Genomic DNA, 15,490 nt, shown 5'->3' on the forward strand with positions numbered 1-15,490 from the left:
GAAGATGGCATCGCGCATCCCCGTGCGATGCGCCTTTCGTCTTGTGCGGATATGATTGTGGGTATATACCCGAGAAATGACCAAGGACATGTGTCACTGCATCGTGTTGCGCAAGGCCTCGCGCCGGGTCTCGTCCTATTACGACGAGGCGCTGGCGCCGCTTGGCGTGAACATCGCGCAGTTCAGCCTGCTCAGGAACATCGACCGCATGGCGCCTGTATCGCTGACCGATCTGGGCATGCGCGTCGAACTCGACCGCTCGACGGTAGGGCGCAACGCCAAGGTGCTGGAGCGCATGGGGCTGGTGGCGATCCGGCCCGGCAAGGACCAGCGCGAGGCGACGCTGGCCGTGACCGACGAGGGACGCGCAATCCTCGGGGCAGGGGCACCGCTATGGGACGGCGTTCAGGCCGATATCGAATCGCGGCTCGGGCCGGGCGGCGCCGAGCAGTTGCGGCAGCTTCTTGCCGCGCTCTGATTTTTTCGACAGGAAATGGGTATCTGCCCGTATTTTTGAGCAGATGCTCCAAACCCGACCGCACCGGCGGCGATCAGGAAAGGGACTTCGACCATGTTCTCCGCAAACCTCGCCAGATGGATGGCCGACCGGAACCTCCATTACGGCTGGGTGGTTGCCGCGACCACCTTCCTCACCATGCTGGCGACCGCCGGGGCCATGGGCTCGGCGGGCGTCATGATCCTGCCCCTGCACGAGGAGTTCGGCTGGGATATCGCCGAGATTTCCTCCGCCATGGCCGTGCGCCTCGTGCTCTTCGGGCTACTCGGTCCCTTCGCCGCCGCCTTCATGAATCATTTCGGCATCCGCCAGGTCGTGACGACCGCACTCGTCCTCATCATGAGCGGCATCGTCGTCTCCTTCTTCATGACCGAGGTCTGGCAGCTTCTGCTGCTCTGGGGCGTGGTGATCGGGGTCGGCACCGGCATGACGGCGCTGGTTCTGGGCGCGACCGTCGCCACCCGCTGGTTCTCGAAGCGCCGGGGCCTCGTCGTCGGCCTGATGACGGCGAGCACAGCGACCGGCCAGCTCGTCTTCCTGCCGCTGCTTGCCGCGCTGACCGAGGCCTATGGCTGGCGCACCGCGCTGACGCTGTCGGTCGCCGTCATCGCCGCCGCCATGTTGTTCGTTCTTCTGCTGATGCGCGACCATCCCGCCGATGTCGGCCTGCCGGCCTATGGCGAGACGGCCATCGTCAAGCCGCCCCGGCAGGATCACAATCTGCGCGCCACCTTGCTTGCCCCGCTCATCACCCTGAAAAGCGTTTCCGCCAATCCGGTCTTCTGGGTTCTCTTCGGCACCTTCTTCGTTTGCGGGCTTTCGACCAACGGCCTCATCCAGACCCATTGGATTTCGATCTGCGGCGATTTCGGCATGGCGGCCGTAACTGCCGCAAGCACGCTCGCCGTCATTGGCGTCTTCGATTTCTTCGGCACGGTTTTCGCCGGCTGGCTGTCGGATCGCTACGACAACCGCTTCCTGCTTTTCTGGTTCTACGGGCTGCGTGGCTTCTCGCTGATCTACCTGTCCTTCTCCGGCTTCAGCATGCTGGAACTGTCGGTCTTCGCCGTCTTCTACGGTCTGGACTGGGTCGCGACGGTGCCGCCGACGGTCAAGCTCGCGGCGGAAAATTTCGGTCGCGAAAAGGCGGGGCTGGTTTTCGGCTGGGTCTTTGCCGGCCATCAGCTCGGCGCGGCGACGGCCGCCTTCGGCGCGGGCTACCTGAAGAGCGACTACAACACCTACATGCCCGCCTTGCAGATCGCCGGCCTCATGTGCGTGCTGGCCGCGCTCTCGGTGCTGCTGCTCAGGCGGCCGGGGGCAAGTCCGGCCGCTGCCGCGGCCTGACGGCCCAACGGAAAGGCCCGCCAGAAGGCGGGCCTTATCTCAATCGTAGAACGAATCGACGAACTTCCGTCGCCCGAGCATGAACGCATCCGCGACGTGGCGAAGCGGCGCGAGGTCGACGTCGGACTTTCCGGCCTTGATGATCTCGGCGAAGCGCTTGTAGAGCATCGGATATTCCTGCTCCGGCTCCTCGTGCACCAGCTTGCCGTCGATGGAGAGCTTGGCGCCGCCTTCCGACAGCACCATTTCGCCGGCATCCGTCCCAGCGACGATGTCCCAGCTCTGCTTGCCCGTCTGGCGCCAGTCGAACTCGGCGGCAAGGTCGAGTCCCTTCGCGTCCGAGAAGGTCATCGAGGCGGCGATGGGCGCGTCGCGGTTTTCCGGGAATTCCAGCGTCGCGGCGGTGATGAAGACCGGGCGCGGCAGGATATGGGTGACGATGGAAAGCGCATTGATGCCCGGATCGAACACGCCGAGGCCGCCCGCCTGCCAGATCCATTCCTGGTTCGGATGCCAGTGGCGCACGTCTTCCTTCCAGATCACCCGCATGGAGCGGATCGTCGTGCCGGCGAGAAATTCCTTCGCGGCCTCGACGGCCGGCGCATAGCGCGAGTGCCAGCTTGCAAAGAGCGAAAGCCCCTTGGCGGCGGCGAGCGCCTCGAGGTCAGCGACCTCGGAAAGCGTCGCGCCCGGCGGCTTTTCGAGGAAGACGTGCTTGCCGGCGCAAAGCGCCTTCTCGGCCGCCTCGTAGCGATATTGCGGCGGCATGCAGAGCGATACGGCGTCGATGGCGGGGACAGCGGCCAGCATCTCGTCGATCGACTTGAAATTATCGATGCCCTCGACCGTGCCGTGGCGGCTCGCCGCGGCGATCAGTCGGTAGTCGCCGTTTTTCGCGACGGCCGGAAGATGCTGGTCGCGCACGATCTTGCCGACGCCGACGATTGCGAGATTGATCGGGGACATGGCTCCGCCCTCATTTGTATGATGATTTGGCGTTGTTGTAGCAGAACCCTCGGCGGGAGCAAGGCCGCAGCGATGCCTCCCGCTGCCTATCCTTTGTGCAACGGCCTTAAAGCCGCATTCGCCTTTCGTCTAAGACGGCGGCTGAGAGCGGGAAAACCGGGCTTTGTGCTTGAAACGGGCTTTGAAATCGGCACTCTGACTCTGTCTGGCACCAAACAAATAACAAGCCGGGCGGGGAGGAATTGATTATGAAGACGCTGCTGGTCCTCAGCCGGCTCATCGACGCGATCACGGAAAATATCGGAAAGGCCGTTGGCTGGCTGATCCTCGTCGCCGTTCTCGTCAGCGCCGGCAACGCCATCGTGCGAAAGGTGTTCAACACATCGTCCAACGCCTGGCTCGAGGCGCAATGGTACCTCTTCGGCGGGGCCTTCATGCTCGCCGCGGCCTATACGCTGGCGCAGAACGAGCATATCCGCATCGACGTCGTCTACGGCAAGTTCTCGCGCCGGGTGCAGCACTGGATCGACCTTCTCGGCCATCTCCTGTTCCTGATGCCCTTCGTGCTGCTGATGGTCTATTACCTCGTTCCCTATGTGCTGATGTCCTTCCGCTCGGGCGAGGGCTCGTCGAGCGCCGGCGGCCTCATCGTCTGGCCGGCCAAGGCCATCCTGCTCGCCGGCTTCGTGCTGCTCGCCTTCCAGGGCGTATCGGAGATCGTCAAGAAGATCGCCATCATGCGCGGCGACATGGACGATCCGACGCCCTACAACCCCACGCACGCCCCCCTCGAAGACGCCGTTGCCGGGGAGAAGGGCGCATGATCGAGTTCATTGCGGAAAATCTCGCGCCGATCATGTTCGTCTCGCTGATCGTGTTCCTGCTGCTCGGCTATCCGGTGGCATTCGCGCTTGCGGCAAACGGCCTGCTCTTCTTCGTCATCGGCGTGGAGCTTGCGCCGCTCTCCGATTCGATCAACCTCTCCTGGCCGCTGCTGAATGCCATGCCGGAGCGGCTCTGGGGGGTGATGTCGAACGACACGTTGCTGGCCATACCCTTCTTCACCTTCATGGGGATCGTGCTCGAACGGTCCGGCATGGCCGAGGACCTGCTCGACACGATCGGCCAGCTCTTCGGGCCGATCCGCGGCGGCCTTGCCTATGCGGTGATCTTCGTCGGCGCGCTGCTGGCGGCCACCACCGGCGTCGTCGCCGCCTCGGTCATCGCTATGGGCCTCATCTCGCTGCCGATCATGCTGCGTTACGGCTACGACCGCTCCATCGCCTCGGGCGTCATCGCGGCTTCGGGCACGCTCGCCCAGATCATCCCGCCCTCGCTCGTGCTGATCGTGCTTGCCGACCAGCTCGGCCGCTCGGTCGGCGACATGTATGCCGGTGCGCTCATCCCGGGCCTCGTTCTCACCGGCCTCTACATGGGCTACATCCTGCTGATGACCTTCCTGAAGCGGGATTCCATGCCGGCATTGCCGCTGGAGGCGCGTTCGCTGGGCTCGGGCGTGACGTCGCTGGCCATCGCGCTCGTGGTTGCAGCCGGCTTTGCCTATGCCGCCCATGTCTACCTCGCCCCGACCCATGGCGAGAATGCCGACATCCTCGGCGCGACCGTCGGCGTGATCTTCATCTATATCGTGGCGCTGGCTGACAAGTCGCTCAACATCAACATGATGTCGCGGCTCGCCCAGCAGGTCATCATCGTGCTGATCCCGCCGCTGGCGCTGATCTTCCTCGTGCTCGGCACCATCTTCCTCGGCATCGCGACGCCGACGGAAGGCGGCGCCATGGGCGCGGTCGGCGCGCTGGCCATGGCGGCGGCCAAGGGGCGGCTCACCATGGAGGTGGTCCGTTCGGCGCTGACCTCCACCACGCGCCTTTCGGCCTTCGTGCTGTTCATCCTCATCGGGGCGCGCGTCTTCTCGCTCACCTTCTACGGTGTCAACGGGCATCTGTGGGTCGAGCACCTGCTGGTCTCGCTGCCGGGCGGCGAGACGGGCTTCCTGATCGGGGTGAACCTGCTGGTCTTCTTCCTGGCGTTCTTCCTCGATTTCTTCGAACTCGCCTTCATCATCGTGCCGCTGCTGGCGCCTGCCGCCGACAAGCTCGGCATCGACCTCATCTGGTTCGGCGTGCTGCTCGGCATCAACATGCAGACGAGCTTCATGCACCCGCCTTTCGGCTTCGCGCTGTTCTACCTGCGCTCGGTCGCGGCGAAGGTGCCCTATCTCGACAAGGTGACGGGCAAGCTGACGCAGCCGGTGACGACGGGGCAGATCTATTGGGGCGCGGTGCCCTTCGTCGGCATTCAGATCCTCATGGTCGCGCTCACCATCCTCTTCCCCGGCATGGTCATGCACTACAAGGGTGAGGGGAGCGGCATCGATCCGGCGACGATCAAGATCGAGGTGCCCGGCTTCGGCACCGGCCTGACGTTGCCCGACAACGGCGGCGGCCTCGGCCTTCCCGGCGGCCTGCAGCTTCCGGCCGGCAATCCGCTGGACGGAAGCGGTGGCGAGAAGCCGGCCGAAGGCGGCCAGCCCGGCACGGAGCAGAAGCCCGCCACGGACCTGTCGAGCCCGCCGTCGTTCAATTGAGGGGCCGGGGGGAGCCTGCCCCTCATCCCGCTGCCGCGACCTTCTCCCCGCAGGCGGGAGAAGGGAGCCGTGGCGATGCTTCGCCTGTAGTTGAAGGAAAACAGCGCGGCAGAGTCCCTTCGCCCCGCTTGCGGGGAGAAGGTGCCGGCAGGCGGATGAGGGGCATGGCAGGGCGCTGCCGTCTCCGGCAATATGGCAACAAACGAAAACCCCGGCGCATCGCTGCCCCGGGGTTTTCCGTCTCTGCTTCCGCCAGCCCTTACAGCTTGTTGCTGCGCTGCTGGATCATCATGAAGGTGTCGTAGTTGTATTCGGCGATCTGGGCGTTGAGGTAGAACTCGCCGCGGAAGGCCTTGATCGAGTCCCAGATCTTCTTGAAGGTCGGGTTCGAGGCTTCCATTTCTGCATAAACCTCATTGGAGGCGTCGAAGCAGGCCGACAGGATTTCCTGGCTGAACGGGCTGAGCTTCGCGCCGGCGGCGACGAGGCGCTTGATGGCGGCCGGGTTCAGGTAGTCGTATTTCTGCAGCATGTCCGCGTCGGTCGCCTGGCAGGCGGTGCGCAGCAGCGACTGGTAGTTCTTCGGCAGGCTCTCGAAGGCCGCCTTGTTGAAGAGGGCATGCACCGTCGGTCCGCCTTCCCACCAGCCGGGATAGTAGTAATAGGGCGCGACCTTGAAGAAGCCGAGCTTCTCGTCGTCATAGGGGCCGACCCATTCGGCCGCGTCGATCGTGCCCTTTTCGAGCGCGGGATAGATGTCGCCGCCGGCGATCTGCTGCGGCACGACGCCGAGCTTTTCGACGACTTTGCCGGCAAAGCCGCCGATGCGCATCTTCAGGCCCTTCATGTCGGCGACGGTCTTGATCTCCTTGCGGAACCAGCCGCCCATCTGCACGCCGGTATTGCCACCTGGAAAGCCGATGAGGCCCTGCGTCGCGAGGAATTCGTTGAAGAGGTCGATGCCGCCGCCATGGTACTGCCAGGCGTTCATGCCGCGCGCGTTGAGCGCGAAGGGCACGGCCGCGCCGAGCGCCCAGACCGGGTCCTTGCCCCAGTAATAGTAGGAAACCGTATGCGCCGCCTCGACCGTTCCGGCCGATGCCGCGTCGGCCGCCTGGAGGCCGGGCACGATTTCACCGGCCGCGAAGACCTGGATCTGAAAGTTGCCGTCCGTCGCCTCGGAGACGTATTTGGAAAGGACCTCCGCGCCGCCATAGATCGTGTCGAGCGACTTGGGGAACGACGAGGCGAGGCGCCAGTTGATCTTGGGGCTGCTCTGGGCGATGGCCGGTGCGGCAAGCATCGTGGCGGCAGCGCCCCCGACGCCGGCGACACCGGCTTTGCGGATGAATGAACGACGATCCATGGTTTTCCTCCCAATGACGAGCGGGTCCCATCCCGCTTTCGTGCCATCGGGCGGAAGCTAACCACGGCGGGTCCGGCGTTTCAACCCGGCGAGGAGGGAAGGCGAAAGCCGCGCGCTACGACTTTCGTCTTAGAGGCAGCCTGCGCAATCTGCCTGTTTTTCAGGCGTTTCCGAGGAAGAAGCCGGGGCGGCCGTCAGCCCGCCATCGCATCCTCGTACTCGGCGGAGAGCTCCAGCCACTGCTCCTCTGCATCATTCAGCCTGTCGACGGCCATGGAGCGCAGCTTGGCCTTCTCGGCGGCCTTGGCGGGGCTCTTCTCGTAGAGCATCGGATCCGCAAGCTCGGTGTCAAGAAGTTGAATCTGCTTCTGCAGCTTTGCCGTCAGGGACTCGATTTCGTTGATCTTTTTCTTCAAGGGTGCAAGCTGCGCGCGCCGGTCGGCATTGGCCTTGCGCAGCTCGGCCTTGTTCGCCTCGCCGCCATTGGCGGTCTTGTCCCGGTCGTCTTTCCTGGCGGATTGAACGATGAGGCTGCGATAATCCTCCATGTCGCCGTCGAAGGATTTGACGGTGCCGTCATTGACCAGCCAGAGCCGGTCGACGGTCGCCTCGATCAGGTGGCGATCGTGCGAGATCAGGATGACGGCGCCCTCGTAGTCGTTCAGCGCCTCGATCAGCGCGCGGCGGCTGTCGATGTCGAGATGGTTCGTCGGCTCGTCGAGGATGAGCAGGTTCGGCGCGTCGAAGGCGGCAAGGCCCATGAGGAGGCGAGCCTTCTCGCCGCCCGAAAGGTCCTTGGCGGCGGTCGACATCTTTTCCGTCGCAAGCCCCATCTGCGCCACGCGGGCGCGGACCTTGGCCTCCGGCGCCTCCGGCATCAGCCGGCGCACATGCTCGACGGGCGACTGGTCGGGAATGAGGTCGTCGAGCTGGTGCTGCGCGAAGAAGCCGATCTTGAGGTTCGGCGCCTTCCTGATGGCTCCGGCCTCGGCGTCGAGACGGCCCGAGATGAACTTGGCGAAGGTCGACTTGCCGTTGCCGTTCGAGCCGAGCAGCGCGATGCGGTCGTCGTTGTCGATCCTGAGATTGATCTGCTTGAGGATCGGCTTGCCCGGCACATAGCCGACCGCGCCGCCCTCGATGGCGACGATGGGTGAGGCGGGCTGCTTTTCCGGCTCGGGGAAGGTGATGGGCTGGACATGCGTCTCGATCACGGCGGCGACCGTGCCCATGCGCTCCAGCGCCTTGATACGGCTCTGTGCCTGCCGGGCCTTGGTCGCCTTGGCGCGGAAGCGGTCGATGAAGCTTTGCAGGTGTTTTCGCGCGGCGTCGTTCTTGGCCTTCGCCTTCATCTGCAATTCGTCGGCCTCGGCCTTCTGGCGCTCGAACTGATCGTAGGAGCCGCGGTAGAAGGTGAGCTTCTGCTGGTCGAGATGGACGATGGAATTGACGGCGGTGTTCAGCAGGTCGCGGTCGTGGCTGATGACGATGACCGTGTGCGGATAGCGCTTCACATAGTCTTCCAGCCAGAGCGTGCCTTCGAGGTCGAGATAGTTGGTCGGCTCGTCGAGCAGCAGCAGGTCCGGCTCGGAGAACAGCACGGCCGCGAGCGCCACGCGCATGCGCCAGCCGCCGGAAAAGCTTTTCGCCGGGCGCTGCTGCGCCTCGTGGTCGAAGCCGAGGCCGGCAAGGATGCTGGCGGCGCGCGATTCGGCCGAATGGGCGCCGATATCGGTGAGCCGCGTCTGGATTTCGGCGATGCGGTGCGGGTCGCTCGCCGTCTCGGCTTCCTTGAGGAGGCTGGCGCGCTCCTTGTCGGCGGCGAGCACGATCTCGATCAGCGCTTCGTCCGTGCCCGGCGCTTCCTGCGCCACCTGGCCGATGCGCGCGTTCTTAGGCAGCGAGATGGTGCCGGCCTCGGGGGCAAGGTCGCCGGTGATGATGCGGAACAGCGTGGACTTGCCGGTGCCGTTGCGCCCGACGAGACCCGCCTTCGTGCCGCTCGGCAGCGAAACGGAGGCATTGTCGATGAGAAGACGCCCGGCGACGCGGGCAGTGAGGCCGGAAATCGTGATCATGCCGGCTCTATAGAGCAATTCCCGCGAAAGTGCGAAGCGCTTTTGGCCGGGAAAACCTCAAAAGGGAAGTGGCTCAGCCTGCGGCGCCCGCCCGGTAGAGCCGGCCCGCCCGCTCGGACACCTCGGCCGAATAGATGCGCAGCGCAATGCCGCTTTCCGCCGCATAGGCGAGCGCCTGTTCCGCCTGCTCGTAGAGCATGGTGGGCGAGCTTGCCGAATCGCTCAGCGAGACCCCGGCCGTCAGCGTCAGGAAGCCGGCCGGCAATTCGCGGTCCATGAAGGGAAACGGCTTTTCGGCGACCCGCACCGCGATGCGCCGGGCGATGGTGACGGCGATCTCGCGGCTGACATCGCTGAGGAGGAGGCAGAAGAGGTCCGGGCCGGTGCGGGCGACGAAATCGTGCTTCTTCACCGACTGGCGGAAGATGGCGGCAAGCCGCTTCAGTGTCTTTTCCGCCGCGCCCGCCGGATGCGTCTCAGCGAATTCCTTCAACTGCTCGACGCGGAAGAGGAGGAGCGCGGAGGTGCTCTCGCCGGCCTCTTTCTGGAAGAAGTCCTTCAGGCGGCCGATCAGGGCGGCGTGATTGGCAAGGCCCGTCACCGGATCGTGCGTCAGTGCCGCGCGGCTGACGGAAAGGCCGGAGCGCAGGCCGTCGAGATGGTTCTGGAGGTCGTCGATGCGCGCAGAGGCGGCCCTGTCGGCGCCGAGGATGTCCTGCACCAGCGAGAGCAGGCGCACCGCGTCGCCCGAAAAATCCGAAATGCCGAGCACCGGGTCGCGGTTCATGCGCGCGGCGATCTCCTCGAGTTCCAGCACGGCGGCGGCGCGCTGGCGCTGGTTTTCCTCCGTCGTCTTCGAGATTTCCGTGAGCAGGCGCACGGCTTCGCCCGCAGCCTGGCCGGCGGCGAGCACATTGTGGCTCGGCAGCGAATGGCGCAGCGCGATGGAATCGAGGGCCGATTGCTCGGGCGCCTTGCCCAGCGCCGCGATCTCGCGCGAAACGCCCGCATTGCCGTTCAGCGCCTCGAAGAGAAGCTCGTAGTTGCGCGGCAGCGCGGCAATGCCGAGGCTGGCCATGACATGGGCGATGCGCGCCATGATCGGCGGTACGGGGGACTGCGCGTCCTTGGGGGCGGGTTGTGCCTTGCTGGTCATGAAACGCCGTAAGGTAGGCGCGGGCGGCGGAGGCCTGCCCGCTGGGATCTGTCGGCGTAACTATCGGATTGCGCGGTTAATTTTGCGTGTGCTGAACCAAGGATTCGACCGCACTTGACGAATGTCAGGGACGTGGCTGTCCGGCGGGCGATGGGCAGGCGCCCCGCCCGCCACAACCTGCGGACGGTCAGGCCGTGCGCCGGGCGAGCGGGATCACCCGCATCATCTGGCTGATCACCGTCGGGCGCCGCGCATTGTTGGCGCGCAACGTCCTGTTTTGCAATTCCCGCATGGCGGCGGCGTAGCCCTCGGCCCGCGCCTCGTCCAGCGCGACGTCGAATGTCTTTTCGATCACCGGATAGCATTCTTCCGGCAGGTAGGCGTTCGGGGCGTCCGTGCCGTAAACGCGGGCCATCTTGCAAAGCGTACTGCCGAGCAGGGCTGCCCACTCTTCGTTCGTTCTTGCCATTGTATTTCCTCTCTCCGGGCGAGGCGCGTGCCGTTCGGCATTGGCCCCAATGGCAGCGACTATCCCATCACCGATCGCCCGTGCCTGTCACCTGGGTGACAGGGCGGTACAGCCCCCAAATCGGTGTCGAGCGCTTCCATACTCCTCGACTGTATCACTACTGTTGCAGGAACAGGAAGATGTCATTCACCCTAAAATTTATAGGAATTCCGTTCCCTCCGTCCGCAGGAAGTAGATGAGGTCGAGCGACAGGCTCGGCCCGCCGAGCGCCGTCAACATGGCGTGGCACTGGCCGCGATGATGGGTCTGGTGGTTGAAGACATGGGTCAGCGCCGCACGCAGAGAATGAGTGACGACCGAAGGATTGGTGATCGGGCTATAGGTGAAATCCGCTGCGATCCGTTCCTCCGTCAGCGAATCGACGAAGGCGGCAAGCCGGGCGTCTTCCGTCTCCCTCGCGGCCGTAAGGCTTGCCAGGTCCTCGTGCAGGATGGCGTCCAGCCGGCTGGGCGCGGCGCCTTCTCCGGTGAAGCGCTTCATCCAGATTCGGTCGGCGGCAAGCAGGTGGTTCAGCGTGCCGTGCAGCGAGCCGAAGAAGGCGCCGAGATTCTTGCGATAGTCGGAATCGTCGAGCTTGGCGGTCTCCGCATAGACGAGGCGGTTGGCCCAGCCATTGTAGGCGGCATACATGCGATAGTGGTCGAGCATCGTTGTCTCCGTGGTTTGCCGGACTATAGACCGGCCTGCGATATCGCGCGTGAATGCCATCCATGAAATTATCTGATTTGCGCCGGGTGCCGCGCTGCGCTCCTATGCGGCCGGATCGATCGAGGAGGTTGCCATGACACGACTGCTCTACGCGCTCGCCGGCGCGGACAAGGCCCGCCAGTTTTCGCCCCATGTCTGGAAGACGGTGATGTCGCTGGCCCACAAGGGGCTCGATTACGAGACGGTGCCGGTGGGCTTCACCGAGATCCCGGCTATCGAGGGCGGCAGCACGACGACGGTGCCGGTGCTGCGCGACGGCGACCGGCTGGTGCGCGACAGCTTCGACATCGCGGTCTATCTGGACGAGGCCTATCCCGACCGGCCGACCCTGTTCGGCGGGGAGGGCGGCCGGGCGATGGCCCGCTTCATCGAGACCTGGTCACAGTCGACCCTGCACATGGCCGTCACCCGTATCGCCATCCTCGATATCCACGACATGCTCGGGCCGGACGATCGGGCCTATTTCCGCCGCAGCCGTGAGGCGCGGCTCGGCGCCTCGCTGGAGGACATCGCCGCCGCCGGCGCGGCGGAGATCGAAGGCTTTGCGAAAAGGCTCCAGCCCCTGCGCAACATGCTGAAGGTGCAGCCCTTCATCGGCGGGGAGGGACCGCTCTTTGCCGACTATATCGTCTTCGGCGCGCTGCAATGGCTGCGCACGACGGCGGGCACGAAGGTGCTGGAGGAGGACGACCCCGTCGCGCTCTGGTTCGCCCGCTGCCTCGACCTTCACGGCGGTGCCGGCCATCGTGTGACGGCTGCATGAAAGTTTGAGGCCCGGACCGGCAAAAGCTGCCACCCTCTTGTTTTGCGGGGCGTTGGCGGCTATGGAACCGCCACTTTCACCGGAAAACCAAGGGAAACGGGAAAATGGCGATTGAACGCACCTTTTCGATGATCAAGCCGGACGCGACGAAGCGCAACCTGACCGGCGCCATCACCAAGATGCTTGAAGATGCGGGCCTCCGCGTCGTTGCTTCCAAGCGCGTCTGGATGAGCCGCCGCGAAGCCGAAGGCTTCTACGCCGTTCACAAGGAACGTCCGTTCTTCGGCGAACTCGTCGAAGGCATGACCTCCGGCCCGACGATCGTCCAGGTTCTCGAAGGCGAGAACGCGATCCTCAAGAACCGCGAAGTCATGGGCGCCACCAACCCGGCCAATGCCGACGAAGGCACCATCCGCAAGACGCACGCCCTGTCGATCGGCGAAAACTCGGTCCACGGCTCGGATGCTCCGGAAACCGCTGCCCAGGAAATCAAGTACTGGTTCTCCGACACCGAAATCGTCGGCTGAATCGGTTTGTCCGGCTCGGGCCGGAAACCTTTGAAATGACTCGGGAACCGGGGCCGCAAGGCTCCGGTTCTTTCGTTTGTGGAGCCCCTTTCCACCCCGAGAGTACGCCCCGCCCACCGGCGTCACCCCCGGCCTTGAGCCGAGAGTCCATGCCACACCAATCGATGGATGCTCGGGTCAAACCCGAGCATGACGGAGAAGAGGTTTCAGGATTCTATCGGCCCTATGGAGCCGTGGCCGAAGGACCGCTTTACTTGGCACACTTCGCCATTTCGAAATGCGCGGGTGCCTTGCCGTCCTTGAAGACCTCGGGATTCTTGTCGTAGCCGGGGCCGACGACGAGGGCCTTTGCCGGCAGGATGCTCTGGTCGGCGCTCGACGTCACCTGCGTTTCGATGGATTGCAGGGTGCCGCCGTCCGGCCCCACCACCGCGATGGTGACCTTGTAAGGCCGCGCCTTCTTCACGCAGGTCACGTCCGGGCTTTCCAGCACCACCTTCGGCAGGTTGGGAAAGATCCTGCGCTCCAGCGTCAGCGCCGCGCCGCCCGCCGGGTTCTCGAATTCCGCCTTGACGACGGTGCCGTCGGGCAGGGGCGTCATTTGCTCCAGTGTGACGAGATAGGTCGCATAGGCGAGGCGGTAGTTGAAGACGAACATCTTGCCCGTCAGCTTCAAGGGATCGCCGCCCGTCTCGCGTTGGCAGGCGGCGAGCGCAAGGGCAAGCGGCAGCAGGATCGCCAGATATTTCCTCATGGCCGCTCCTCCCCGCGATTGCGGCGGTAATGCCGGCTCGCCTTCGCGCGGTTGCCGCAGACCGCCATGTCGCACCAGGCGCGCGAGCGGTTGCGGCTGCGGTCGAGGAAAAGCCACCCGCAGTTCGGGCAGATCTTCAGCCGCTCCGGCTCCGGCCGGGCGATCAGCAGCACGGCCGAGCGCGCCGTCGCGGTATCGAGCGCCTGCGGCCTTTCGCCCGAAAGGCGCAGCGTCGCGGCCGCCGCCTCCAGCAGATCGGCGAGCAGCGCCGGCCTTGTGCCGGTCGCCACCTCGGCGCGAAAATGCCGGTCTATCGCCTCGCGAAGCCTGACCAGCCCCGCGCGCGCCTCCGGGGCAACGGGCTCCAGCGGGCCGAAGAGGGCGCGCTCCGCCCCATGCCGGTTCGCGCCGGCGGCAAAGGCATCCATCACCGCCGGATCGGCGAAACGGTCGATCCGGCGTTCGGGATCGGCGCGCAGGACAACGGAATTGGCGACATCGAGCGCAAGCACGCCACCGGAAAAGCGATGCGGGGTCCAGGAAAAGGTCATGTGATATTCTAACTGGTAAAGGCAATTTTACCAGTTATAATTCTGAAAAATTGCGGGAGCCGCCATGGCCTACTTTCTCCAGCAGATCGCCAATGCCGCGCCCGTGGCCGCGCTCTATGCGGCGCTCGCCTTCGGCTATTCCATCGCCTTCGCGGTCACGCGCCGGGCGGATGTGGCCTATGGCGCACTCTTCGCCTTCGCGGCGCAGATGTTCGTGCTTTTCGCGAGTGTCGGCTGGACGCGGCTCTGGCTGGTCCTGCCAGCCGCGCTCGCCTTCGGCGCGGCCGCCGCGCTGCTCTACGGCGTCGGCGCCGGCATCCTCATCGGGCGCCACGTCATGCGGCCGCTCGCCTTTTCCTCGGACAATACGGTCGTGGTCGCCGCGCTCGGCATCGTGCTGGTGCTGATGGAGACGGCGCGGCTCGCCTCCGATACGAAAAGCCTCTGGCTGCCGCCGCTGCTCGGCACACGCGTCGTCTTCTGGGACAATCCCGGCTTTCCCGTGGTGCTGACCGTCCTGCAGCTCGTCAACACGGCCGCCATGGTGGCCATCGTCGCCGTCGGCCACACCTTCCTCGTCCGCTCGGCCTGGGGCCGGCGCTGGCGAGCGGTGTCGCAGGACCGCGCGGCGGCGGCGCTCTGCGGCGTCGATGCGGGCGCGATCTTCCTGACGGCCTATGCCGCGGCGGCGCTGATCGCCAGCATCACCGGCATCCTCGCCGTCTCCTACTATGGAAACATGGATTTCGGCGCCGCCATGGTCTTCGGCGTCAAGGTGCTCTTCATCGCCGCCATCGGCGGGGCAGGGGCGCCGCTCCGCTCCGCGCTCGGCGGGGCCGCGATGGGCCTGGCCGAAACCGTCTGGAGCGCCTATGGCGCGTTTCTCTGGCGGGATCTGGTGATCTTTTCCGGGCTGGTGCTGCTGCTGGTGATCTTCCGGCGGGAGAGGCTGGTGCCGTAGCGGGCGTGCCGCGGGCTGTGGGTCCTCGGGTCGAGTCCAAGGATGACGGAGGGGGAAGGAAAGGTCGCCCGACCATCGAACGGTGCAGCAAGAGTGAAGAGCCTCGATTGTAGGGTCTTCCTTCTTGCGTCGTCCTCGGGTTTGGTTCGAGGACTCATCCGCCGTCACGACGGCAACCGTCCCGCTAGGACCACTTCCCCCGCGCCCGGTCGTCGCTCTCCTTGGCATCGACCCAGCCGCCTTCGCTTCCGTCGGAAAAGTGCTCCTTCTTCCAGAACGGGGCGGAAGTCTTCAGGTAATCCATGACGAAGGAGGCACCGTCGAAGGCGGCGTGGCGGTGCGGTGCGGCGGCGATGACGAGAACGATGTTTTCGCCAGGCGCGATCCTGCCGACGCGGTGGATGGCGGCGATGCCGAGGAGGGAGAAGCGTTCGACGGCCTCATGGCAGATGCGGCCGATCTCGGCTTCCGCCATGCCCGGATAATGCTCCAGTTCCAGCGCGGAAAGCCGTCCGCCCTCGTCACGGCAGAGGCCCGTGAAGGTCACGATGGCGCCCGCCGCTGCCTGTCCACCCGTCAGGCGTGCCGTCTCGGCCGCGATGTCGAAATCGTCCGTCTGGACGCGCACGGTGACCGGTGCCGGGGCGCGGCCGGTCACG

General features: G+C 65.2%; 16 protein-coding genes. 7 read left to right on the forward strand and 9 right to left on the reverse strand.

Annotation, left to right across the window (positions count from 1 at the left end; translation table 11 throughout):
• Nucleotides 1-76 precede the first annotated feature (76 nt).
• Nucleotides 77-478, forward strand: a complete 402-nt coding sequence (locus tag ShzoTeo12_RS03690) for a MarR family winged helix-turn-helix transcriptional regulator (protein ID WP_119259161.1) — start codon at nucleotides 77-79, stop codon at nucleotides 476-478.
• Nucleotides 479-571: 93 nt separating this feature from the next.
• On the forward strand, nucleotides 572-1,864 hold the full coding sequence (locus ShzoTeo12_RS03695) for an MFS transporter (protein ID WP_318911315.1): 1,293 nt from the start codon (nucleotides 572-574) through the stop codon (nucleotides 1,862-1,864).
• Nucleotides 1,865-1,903: 39 nt separating this feature from the next.
• On the opposite strand, the gene ShzoTeo12_RS03700 is transcribed toward ShzoTeo12_RS03695, so the two are convergent.
• Nucleotides 1,904-2,830: a Gfo/Idh/MocA family oxidoreductase gene (locus ShzoTeo12_RS03700; protein WP_318911316.1), complete on the reverse strand. Its 927-nt coding sequence runs from the start codon at nucleotides 2,828-2,830 to the stop codon at nucleotides 1,904-1,906.
• 248 nt (nucleotides 2,831-3,078) lie between these two features.
• Here ShzoTeo12_RS03700 and ShzoTeo12_RS03705 point away from each other — a divergent pair, with 248 nt between their 5' ends.
• Both ShzoTeo12_RS03705 and ShzoTeo12_RS03710 read left to right on the forward strand, forming a co-directional pair.
• Nucleotides 3,079-3,654, forward strand: coding sequence for a TRAP transporter small permease subunit (locus ShzoTeo12_RS03705; RefSeq protein ID WP_119259164.1), 576 nt, complete (start codon nucleotides 3,079-3,081; stop codon nucleotides 3,652-3,654).
• Nucleotides 3,651-5,438, forward strand: coding sequence for a TRAP transporter large permease subunit (locus ShzoTeo12_RS03710; RefSeq protein WP_318911317.1), 1,788 nt, complete (start codon nucleotides 3,651-3,653; stop codon nucleotides 5,436-5,438). Before ShzoTeo12_RS03705 ends, ShzoTeo12_RS03710 begins: the two co-directional genes overlap by 4 nt.
• Before the next feature lie 259 nt (nucleotides 5,439-5,697).
• Here the strand turns inward: ShzoTeo12_RS03710 and ShzoTeo12_RS03715 are convergent, their stop codons facing one another.
• From ShzoTeo12_RS03715 to ShzoTeo12_RS03735, 5 genes are all read right to left on the reverse strand, one after another.
• Nucleotides 5,698-6,804 (reverse strand): TRAP transporter substrate-binding protein, encoded by a 1,107-nt coding sequence (locus ShzoTeo12_RS03715; protein WP_119259166.1) that lies wholly within the window; start codon nucleotides 6,802-6,804, stop codon nucleotides 5,698-5,700.
• 194 nt (nucleotides 6,805-6,998) lie between these two features.
• Nucleotides 6,999-8,882, reverse strand: coding sequence for an ABC-F family ATP-binding cassette domain-containing protein (locus ShzoTeo12_RS03720; RefSeq protein ID WP_318911318.1), 1,884 nt, complete (start codon nucleotides 8,880-8,882; stop codon nucleotides 6,999-7,001).
• Nucleotides 8,883-8,955: 73 nt separating this feature from the next.
• Nucleotides 8,956-10,038 carry a GGDEF domain-containing protein gene (locus ShzoTeo12_RS03725; RefSeq protein ID WP_318911319.1) on the reverse strand — a complete coding sequence of 361 codons (1,083 nt, stop codon included), beginning with the start codon at nucleotides 10,036-10,038 and terminating at the stop codon, nucleotides 8,956-8,958.
• A gap of 187 nt (nucleotides 10,039-10,225) precedes the next feature.
• Nucleotides 10,226-10,507, reverse strand: a complete 282-nt coding sequence (locus ShzoTeo12_RS03730) for a hypothetical protein (RefSeq protein ID WP_162911552.1) — start codon at nucleotides 10,505-10,507, stop codon at nucleotides 10,226-10,228.
• A gap of 198 nt (nucleotides 10,508-10,705) precedes the next feature.
• Entirely contained in the window at nucleotides 10,706-11,215 is a 510-nt protein-coding gene (locus tag ShzoTeo12_RS03735) for a DinB family protein (protein ID WP_318911320.1), read from the reverse strand.
• Nucleotides 11,216-11,348: 133 nt separating this feature from the next.
• Here ShzoTeo12_RS03735 and ShzoTeo12_RS03740 point away from each other — a divergent pair, with 133 nt between their 5' ends.
• Nucleotides 11,349-12,038: a glutathione S-transferase family protein gene (locus ShzoTeo12_RS03740; protein ID WP_318911321.1), complete on the forward strand. Its 690-nt coding sequence runs from the start codon at nucleotides 11,349-11,351 to the stop codon at nucleotides 12,036-12,038.
• 104 nt (nucleotides 12,039-12,142) lie between these two features.
• Nucleotides 12,143-12,565 (forward strand): nucleoside-diphosphate kinase, encoded by a 423-nt coding sequence (gene ndk, locus ShzoTeo12_RS03745; protein WP_119259171.1) that lies wholly within the window; start codon nucleotides 12,143-12,145, stop codon nucleotides 12,563-12,565.
• 250 nt (nucleotides 12,566-12,815) lie between these two features.
• Here ndk and ShzoTeo12_RS03750 read toward each other — a convergent pair whose 3' ends face one another.
• Both ShzoTeo12_RS03750 and ShzoTeo12_RS03755 read right to left on the reverse strand, forming a co-directional pair.
• Entirely contained in the window at nucleotides 12,816-13,319 is a 504-nt protein-coding gene (locus ShzoTeo12_RS03750; RefSeq protein WP_318911322.1) for a hypothetical protein, read from the reverse strand.
• Nucleotides 13,316-13,870: a CGNR zinc finger domain-containing protein gene (locus ShzoTeo12_RS03755; protein ID WP_318911323.1), complete on the reverse strand. Its 555-nt coding sequence runs from the start codon at nucleotides 13,868-13,870 to the stop codon at nucleotides 13,316-13,318. Before ShzoTeo12_RS03755 ends, ShzoTeo12_RS03750 begins: the two co-directional genes overlap by 4 nt.
• A gap of 64 nt (nucleotides 13,871-13,934) precedes the next feature.
• Between ShzoTeo12_RS03755 and ShzoTeo12_RS03760 the strand changes: the two genes are divergently transcribed.
• Nucleotides 13,935-14,831, forward strand: a complete 897-nt coding sequence (locus ShzoTeo12_RS03760) for a branched-chain amino acid ABC transporter permease (protein ID WP_318911324.1) — start codon at nucleotides 13,935-13,937, stop codon at nucleotides 14,829-14,831.
• Between the two features lie 184 nt (nucleotides 14,832-15,015).
• Here the strand turns inward: ShzoTeo12_RS03760 and ShzoTeo12_RS03765 are convergent, their stop codons facing one another.
• Nucleotides 15,016-15,489, reverse strand: a complete 474-nt coding sequence (locus tag ShzoTeo12_RS03765) for a molybdenum cofactor biosynthesis protein MoaE (protein WP_313195753.1) — start codon at nucleotides 15,487-15,489, stop codon at nucleotides 15,016-15,018.
• Between the last annotated feature and the right edge of the window lies 1 nt (nucleotide 15,490).

This window comes from Shinella zoogloeoides, assembly GCF_033705735.1.
In the GTDB taxonomy this organism is placed as follows: Bacteria; Pseudomonadota; Alphaproteobacteria; order Rhizobiales; family Rhizobiaceae; genus Shinella; species Shinella zoogloeoides_A.